This window comes from Gimesia sp. (genome assembly GCF_048260065.1).
In the GTDB taxonomy this organism is placed as follows: domain Bacteria; phylum Planctomycetota; class Planctomycetia; order Planctomycetales; family Planctomycetaceae; genus Gimesia.
In genome coordinates this window covers 38,360-47,829 of record NZ_JBLXHC010000029.1, presented here as the reverse complement: position 1 = coordinate 47,829, position 9,470 = coordinate 38,360, and the positions used below count along the sequence as shown (strand labels likewise).

At 50.6% G+C, this 9,470-nt stretch carries 1 protein-coding gene; it reads right to left on the bottom strand.

The window, feature by feature from the left end; all coding sequences use genetic code 11:
- Positions 1–660: 660 nt before the first annotated feature.
- On the bottom strand, positions 661–9,447 hold the full coding sequence (locus ACN0YN_RS29710) for a GH36-type glycosyl hydrolase domain-containing protein (RefSeq protein WP_417388511.1): 8,787 nt from the start codon (positions 9,445–9,447) through the stop codon (positions 661–663).
- Positions 9,448–9,470: the final 23 nt, after the last annotated feature.

Sequence of the window (9,470 nt, the reverse complement as noted above, 5' to 3'; positions counted from 1 at the left end):
TCAGATCACCAGCACAGAAAGCAGGAACTACATTACACACTGTGGCTACCGCTACGGTTATCTGTGACGCGCTCTAGCATTGGAGATGTACTTCTTCTCGTCAGGAATTTCTAGGCCGAGAAAAGCGATTCTGAGCGGCCTGGAGCGCTGACGGCTTTATGTTTTCTAAGACCTGCTTACCTGCAAATTAAAAGAGCAAATTAGGTACACTTTGAAAACGGCCGATTTAGGTACAAATCAGCCAGACCTAAAAAAATGCCATAACCCGTTATGAGCCTAGGCCTTACAAGCATCCGTCCAGGAATCGAACCTAGAACTTACTGATTAAGAGTCGTTGTGGTTGGTGGAGTGCAGGTAGCATCCTGGCTCTGGGCTGTTTGTCGTTGCTGGGGATAGCGAAAGATGGGAAACAATGATTTGGGAAACAGTCCTGGGACAACATTCCGAGAAAGACCGATATCAACATATTCCAGAGCGCGTCGCATTTTTCCGTAGCGTGTTTCAAACTAATATACTCGGTCCAAATGATCTTAGAGACACTACAGTAAATCTGGACAGGGGGGCTAAAAATTCCTCTACCGTTAAAATGCCTGATTAGACACGGGAAAGATCAATAAATTTCTGAAGAGAGAGAATCTCTTTTGTGAATTATTACTGGCACTAACTCAGATAAATATTGCTGTCAAACTTGCCTGCAATGGTCGTAATAAGTACTTCATGGTCCAGGTGGTCGTCGACAAGGGGAATGATAAGATCTGGCAACTCGGTACCATCCAAAGTCATCAGGCTGGCTTCTGTGTCGGAGCCGTTGTTGTGAATGGTGATATGATAGAAGGTTTCGCGATAGCGATAATGCATTTTAAAAGTGGCCCAGTCGGCAGGCAGGTGGGGAGTTATCCGTAGTCGATCCACTTCCAGTTCCAGCCCCAACAGGGATTCTACAATCAGGCGGTACATCCAGCCGGCAGATCCCGTATACCACGTCCAGCCACCTCGTCCGGTATGGGGTTCCACTCCATAAACGTCTGCAGCTACGACGTACGGTTCAACGCGATAGACTGAAATCTCATCCGGTGTCGATCCATGGGATACTGGATTGATGAGTGAAAAAAGTTCCCAGGCACGCCTGCTGTCTCCCATTGCAGCTGTCGCCATGACAGTCCAGATGGCACTGTGCGTGTATTGACCACCATTTTCCCGTACGCCGGGAACATAACCTTTGATATATCCCGGGTTGAGGTCTGACTTGTCAAAGGGAGGATCCAGTAACCGGATCAATCGATCGTTGTCGTCAATCAGTCGGCGATCAACGCTTTGCATGGCAACCGTCGTTCGGTTTTCCGAACCGGCACCAGACAGAATCGACCAGCTCTGTGCGATGGCATCGATCTGACATTCTTCATTCGCAGACGATCCCAGCGGCGTGCCGTCATCGAAATAGGCGCGGCGATACCATTCGCCATCCCAGCCGTGCAGCTCGATATTATCGTGTAGCCGTTCTGCTTCCGCTGTGTAGCGGTCTGCAAGGGCTTCCTCTCCCAATTTTTGAGCGAGCCCTGAAAACTGGATGAGAACGTGATACAGAAAGAAGCCCAGCCAGACACTTTCTCCCTGTCCTGCTGCGCCGACCAGATTCATGCCATCATTCCAGTCACCACAGCCCATCAGGGGCAAGCCATGCTCACCGAAACGCAAGCCATTTTCGACAGCTCGAATACCATGCTCAAAAAGTGTCCCAATTTCATCAGATGTTTCCGGTAAATCGTAGTTGGACTCTTCGTCTTCGCGTAAGGGGCGTGAAGTGAGAAAAGGCACGCTTTCTGTGAGAATTCCAGTGTCCCCTGTGATTTTCACGTAGCGACAGATTGCCAGTGGTAACCACAGATAATCGTCGGAGAAATGAGTCCGCACGCCTCGGCCCACAGGGGGATGCCACCAGTGTTGCACATCTCCTTCCTGAAACTGATGCGCAGCAGCACGTAATAGATGCTCTCTGAGAAGCTGTGGCTGGGAATATACCAGGGCCATCGCGTCCTGCAGTTGATCTCGAAAGCCGAAAGCGCCTCCCGATTGATAAAATCCAGAGCGAGCCCACATGCGACAGGCTAAGGTCTGATAAACGAGCCAGCCATTTGCCAGGAAATTAACCGATGGATCAGGTGTTTCCAGATGGATAACCCCCAGGGTTCGACTCCAGTAATCCCACACACCTTCGATCGCTTGATCGGCACTTTCAACCGTCCGGTACCTTTGTGCCAGCGTCTTCGTCTCTGCGGTTCCACAAGCAGCACCGCTTGTGAAAGTAATAATCCGCTCCTGACCATCCGCCAGTTGCAACGGCGTCTGAATTGCAGCACACGGGTCAAAGCCAGCTCCCACGCGACCAGAGAGACGCACACGCTGCATGGCAAGAGGCTTAGCGAGATTTCCATTGCGTCCCAGGAATTCGGTACGATCTGCGGTAAATGAATGATTCATTTCACTGCAATTAAAAAAGGCAACCCGATCACTAAATTCCGGGCTATAGACATTTCGTGCCAGAATCGCATCGCTCATCGGATCTTTTTCTGTCACGATGTGCATTGCCGATTTGCTGCGTGAATCCCCTAATACCAGTTCCCAGAAGCCTGTCACTGACAGTTGTCTTGGACGTCCGGAGCGATTCGTGATTTTAAGCTTACAGAATTTGACCGGTGCATCGGTGGCCACATAAACACACAGCTCTGTTGTTAATCCGTCTTCGGTATAATCAAAAATACTGTAACCAAAACCATGACGTGTTATGTAAGTATGCTGTCCGCGTGCCGGGAGAGGAGAGGGGGACCAGAAATGCCCAGTTTCTTCATCACGAATGTAGATGGCTTCTCCACTAAGATCGGATACTGGATCATTATGCCAGGGAGTAAGTCGGAATTCATGACTGTTTTCTGACCAGGTATAGGCACTGCCCCCTTCAGAGACAACGGTTCCCAACTGTGAATTCGCAATCACGTTCACCCAGGGAGCAGGCGTTGTCTTTCCAGCAGGCAGAATTGTCACATATTCGCGACCGTCCTGGCTGAACCCTCCCAGGCCATTAAAATACGCCAGATCATATTGCGGATGGTTTCCAGGAATTAGTGGTGTCGTCGAACTCCGAATGGGAACCAGATGAGGAATCGGGACTTCAGTTCGCACGAAACGTTCGGCCTGATCCTGAAGTGTGCCTCTGTCGTCTGTCAAAATGATGCGCGCTACTGACTGCAGTAAGATGCGGTCTTCCTCTGACATTTGTTCGACTCTGCGGATAAAGATGCCTCCCGGTTTATCACAAAACCCTGCTTCAGGACTGGCCGCTATCAGGTCGGCGATTTCGTCTTGCAGACTTTGTCGATATACCGAATCATCTTCGTTCCAGATGACCAGATCGACAGCCAGTCCTTTCAGTCGCCAGTAAGCATGTGCTTTTACAGCCTGCCTGACAAGCTCGATCCTTTCATGAGTGCGAATACGGACCAGAACAATGGGCAGGTCTCCCGAGATCCCGTATGCCCAGAGACCGGATTGCCCCTGCCGATTGAGGCTGAGAATGCTCTTATTGGCACGCCGGAGAGATGAAGCATATAGGATCGAACTGGATAGTCGGCCATAAACCTGCGCATCCATTTCCGAAGCACTCAGCTGTTGTAGTAGAATGTGCCCATGAGTCCAGGCAAGATCAAATACACGGTCGGCCAGACTATGATCACTGTATTTTTCGGACAGAGCTTCAACGCCTGTTCGCGACTCAGAGACACCAGTTACAATGTCAATGCGCACCGTTTCGCTGGGCGCTAATAATACCGTTTGCCGGATACTCACGATCGGGTCAAGCACAGGCCCGGCACTATTCGAAAGTGGAGTAAAGTCATCTAAAGCGGCTGGCGATGCAAGTGTCCGCTGACGACCGATAAATTTCATCCGATCTGTCTCGTAAGAAGGCGTTCCAGTGGTGACACCTCTGACGGTCATCATATGTGTCATCCAGGGGGGATGTTCCTCAAGGGAGCGAGGACGTCGCGTGCAATAAATGGCCTGGTGGCGCTGAACGATTTCCGTCTGCACAAACAGATTGCTGAATGCCGGATGGGCTTCAGCCTGGGGTTGAGTGGCCAATACGACTTCCGCATAGCTGGTTAGATCGATCTGACGCGGCTTTTCAGAACGATTGGTCAAAGTAATACGCCGCAGCTCGATATCATCCTCTGGCGAAACACTGATCTGGGTATACGTTTCGATCTTTTCATCAGAACGGCGAAATTCAGCTCGTGCCTGTGTAAAGATCGCTTCATATCCTTTGGCCGGACTGGTTATAGGCTGCCAGGTATTAGACCAGGTCGAACCACTGCTCACGTCGCGCAGATAACAGAAGCTCCCGTAGTTGTCCCGAGTTGCATCTTCGCGCCAGCGAGTCACTGCCAGATCATGCCATCTACTGAAACCTCCTCCTGCACTTGTCACGGTAACGTGATAACTGCCGTTGGAGAGCAAATGGGCTTCAACGGTTGCGCTGGCTGGGTTGGAAATCACGCGCATACTACCCGTTTCTTCGGGTGAAGCAAGTGGTGCGTCCCGTGTTTCACTTTTGTGTGGAAGAACCGGCGCGATGGCCCGGGGAACCCGTTCCTGTAACAGCTGATCTGCAGCTCGTAACACGGGGTCAGACAGAAAACGACGCTGCATTGGTTTATCAAGCAGAACATACGCTAATGCCAGCAGGCTCATGCCTTCATGATGAGACATGAATTGTCTTACAGTGGCGCTTGTTGTGCCGGGAGGTAGCCTTGATGGCGTATAATCGATGGCCTCGTAGAATCCACAAGTTCCCAGCTGACCATCTGCATCCAACTGTTGTAGATTAGCACAAGCCGCTTTAGCATCGACCATCAGGGCCAGCACACTGGCATAAGGGGCAATCACGAGATCTTCAGCCAGACCACGCTTCAATCCTAATCCGGGAACACCAAACGCCCGATACTGATAGATTCGATGCTGGTCCAAGGTGTTATAACCAGACTCGGATATTCCCCAGGGAACTTTCAGCTTGCGTCCATATTCGATTTGTCGGCGCACAACGGAATGATAGGTACGATCGAGCAGGGTGTTCTCATAATTGGGCATGACCAGTAACGGCATCAGATATTCGAACATGGAGCCGCTCCAGCTCAGAAGCGCAGGCTGACTTCCTGCACTGGTCAGCAGACGCCCCAATGCAAACCAGTGTTCCTGGCCGAAATGCCCTTGAGCGATGACGATAAAACTGGCCAGACGCGCCTCGGAGGCGAGTAGATCATAGAAACCGGGATCAAGTCGTCGTTCACTGACGTTATAGCCAATAGCAAATAAGTCACGCGACTTATCATACAGTAAGCCAAAATCCATATCGGCGAGGTCGTGACTTTGCATCGCCAGTTCCTCAAAACCCCGGATTCTGGCAGCGGAACGCCCGGCAGCAATGCTTAATGATGCACCTAACTGGATAAGCCAGTCAGTGTACTCAGGACTTGACTTTTTAATCACGACCTGGATCAGAGGGACTACCGTGTATTGCAGTTTGGCTACGTCGCGCAGTCCAATCGTATTGTCGAGGTGCTGTAGCGCAGAAGCAAATTGATTTATTTCCACTCTTTGATCATCAGACTGAGGCTGGAACAATCCGTCAGGGGCCTCAGGCAGAGTGAGCCAGACTGCCAGATGCAACAGGTCAGCTCGATGATCCTGACACGATCGCTTATAAGCACGCGCCCACCAGGCAAGTTCCTCGTCACAGTCCGCAGTTTCAGACAGTTCAGCTGCTTCCATTTCCAGATCAGCTAACAGGTCATGTGCAGCCTGTAGTGTGACAGGTGCCTGATCCAGTATTTCAAGCTGCCTCTCAATCTTGCGATAAAAGAGGGCATCAATAAGTTTCCCGTCGATTCGACGTGCTACATCGCATAAAACGCGAAGTGTGTCACTCAACCCTTTGAACATACGCCTGGGCAGAATACTCGCCTCGCTCAATTCCTGGCATCCACTCCCGAGTATCAACAGATTCGCTGCTAAATTACCACTGTCGACCATGGAGATATATTGCGGATGCAGTGGTTTCAGTGATCGTGTGTCATACCAATTATAAAAATGCCCGTGATATCGTTCCAACTCATCAAGAGTCTTAAAAGTATTTCTGGTACGAGTGAGAAACTGAGCTGCAGAACAATAGCCAAAGTCATAGGCAGCCAGATTGGAGAGTAATGCCATACCAATATTCGTTGGGCTGGTACGCGTTGCAATTACCAGATCAGGATTCTGCTGAATATTGTCTGGTGGCAACCAGTGGTCTTCTTTAGTGACATATTCCTCAAAGTAGCGCCAGGTTTTTCGGGATAGATTTTCCAGAAAGTGTTGTTCTGATTGTGAAAAATGAATTTTTCGCCTGATTATCGGTCGACTGAGCCACCAGGCAATGACTGGTGATGCAAACCAGGCCGCCAGCCAGGGAGCTGCCCAGGTGAAGATAACCGGATCTTTGATATACAGTAGCAATGCCGTACTGGCGGCTATTCCTGGGGCGACCAGCATCTGATAAATGGTATTGCTCAGACTGCCCGTATTTCCGCGTTCAGAGTCACTTGCCGTTTTCCATTCGAGGAGCCGGCGTTTTGTCCAGCTGAGACGTACCAGCGTACGCATGATAGCGTCAATGCAAATGTACGATTCGTAGGGTAAAAACGCGAGAGTCAGAATATTCTGTCCCAACGGTCGTCCCGTCGCCTGCAGTGTCTCTCGCGCATGCATGCGAAAGGGTAAGTCGACCGGTTTGTGAAACAGCGTAGTGACAAAGTCCAGCATTGTGGGCAGGAAAACAACACAGGCGATGAACAGCATTGTACTTGCTGCCATGGCAGGTAGTATGAACCAGCTCACGAGCAATAAACTCAACATGGTCAGCGAAACCAGGCTGCGACGCAGATTATCAAAGATCTTCCACCAGGAAAGGGCAGAGATCGGATTCCTTACAGACTGACCTGCACGATTTCGAACCCGGGGAAGCAACCAGCCGGCGATCTGCCAGTCACCACGAATCCAGCGATGCCGGCGGCCGATGTCCGATAGATAACGCGAGGGATACTCTTCATATAAAGTTACATCGCTGACCAGCGCGGAACGACAGTAAGCTCCCTCAATCAGATCATGGCTCAGGATCGCATTTTCCGGAAAGTTACTGCAACACCGCTCAAAGGAATCCACCTCGTAAATTCCTTTCCCGATAAATGAACCTTCCCCGAACAGATCCTGATAAACATCCGATACGACCCGCGTGTAGGGATCAATTCCCGCTTCACCGGCATACAACTGGACGAATCGAGACTGTTGCGCTCTATTCAGGCTCACCCCAACCCGTGGTTGAAGAATCGTATGCCCGTCAACCACACGCGATTTCTGGACGTCATACACAGGTTGATTCAGCCGATGCGCCAGTGTGCCAATCATCAAGCGTGCGGCGTCACGAGGCAGCTGCGTATCGGTATCAAGTGTAATGACGTACTGCACGGTTTGTAGAATTTCAATATTGCCGACGACTTCAGAAAAACAGTTTTCACCACCGCGCAATGTCGCATTCAAGTCAGCCAGCTTACCGCGTTTACGTTCCTGCCCCATCCAAACCCCTTCCTGGGCATTCCACTTTCGTGAACGGTGAAAGAGATAAAAGATATCGGAACGATCATGTGCGTATCTTTCCTGCAGACGCTGCATACCTTCTCTCATCAGATTGATAAGGTGTGCATCAGCAGGCAGAGATTCCAGATCAGCGTCAACGAAATCGGTGATCAGAGCATAGTGCAAAGAGGGATCGCGATTGGCCAGATAGCGTAATTCCAGCCCCTCCAGTAAATGTTCCACACTCGCTACACTCGTCAACATTGTGGGCACTGCTACCAGGGTACGATGTTCGGGGGGGATTCCCTGTTCATAATCCATGCGAGGCAACGAATGAGGACGGAGCAGTTGCATCGATAACCAGTTGATCAGGCTTACTCCTGCCTGAGAAGCACAGATCAGAACCGGAATCGCCAATAACAGAAACCACTGCCAGTTCACTGTGAAATATTCCGCCACCGACTTGAATAGTAGTGATACAAAAAGAGTGACCAGGGTAACTGTTAACAGGTAGCTGATCAGTGGGGCTTTCTGATTCAATTTGTCCAGCATCACTCCAGGTGTCAGATGCATTTTGGCCAGAGACTCCAAATTCGTACGGCCGCGATCAATCAGATAATATCCGACGTGGCTTGCACGCTCTCCGGTTTGACCGCATCTATGATTCTCTGCCAGTTGAACTGCTTTAAGGGCAATCTCATTCTCGGTAAACTGACTGCGACGGGAAATCTCTTCCACCATTCGTCTGTAGCGATCACGCGTAGCAAAATCCATATTTGAATAAATTTGAGCTGGGTCTCTGGCCAGAGTCTGCTCCACCAGGCTGTTGTTTTCAACAAACTGGCGCCAGTCATTGGAGTTCAGGAATCGCAGGCTGTTAATACTGTTGCCGATTGAAACCTGATCGGCTGCCTGAGTCTGTCCCTCGGAATGTACGACTTGCTCGATGGTTAATAACTGATCAGCCAGACGGTGTTCGAGCCAGCTGTTGGCAAAGGCAAAATTCGGATTTTGCCCCTGTAAATGACGTGTTAACTCAGCCAGGAATGCCCCAGATAGTGGCGGGTTGGTGCGCGCCATGTCGGCTAGAACAAGGATCAGGTCCGTGGGTTTCTGCTCAACGACTTTTACCATACGGTCGGCCCAGTCGTTTGCCAGATCCCGATCACGCCGGGCAGAAGCGATCCGTACAGAAACGCGTCGAAGATTTTCGATCAACGCCAGTCGCAGCATCAATGGTAATGCCCATAATTCACCCAGCTTGAGCGTCTCGACTGATTGGTAAGAAGCAATAAAGCTGGTGAGACTGTCGGCATCAACTCGGCCGTCGACGTGAGAGATCAATTCGAGAGCGATAGCGTAAATTCGAGGAAAACTGACAGCGGTGCCACTTACCAGACGCGGCAATTCCCGACTGTAAGACGGTGGCAGCAGACGTCGGATAGCTCGAATCTGCTCTTCGATCAGATAGAAATTGTCGAGTAACCATTCAGCCGCCGGTTCGATCCGGCGGTTTTGATCGGCGGCGGCTGTAACAAGATCGTATGTCTCATTTAAGATTCGATGATTCTCATCGAGTCGCGGTAGTAGTTCGTCACGCGCCCTGCCAACTGCCAGACTGTGTAATCCGGCGATGATTTTCGCATGGCGTTCGAGCTGGTCTATACTAAAAAGTTCGGCGCGAAGCGGCGTTTCGTCGACGGGATGAATAAGCGGAGGTTCCTGTTGGCGAAACTGCCAGAAGAAAATCAACCGAGACAGTTTTTGCCAGAGATCTGGAACATGCATTAAGCCTCCTAAAGCCCTGCTCC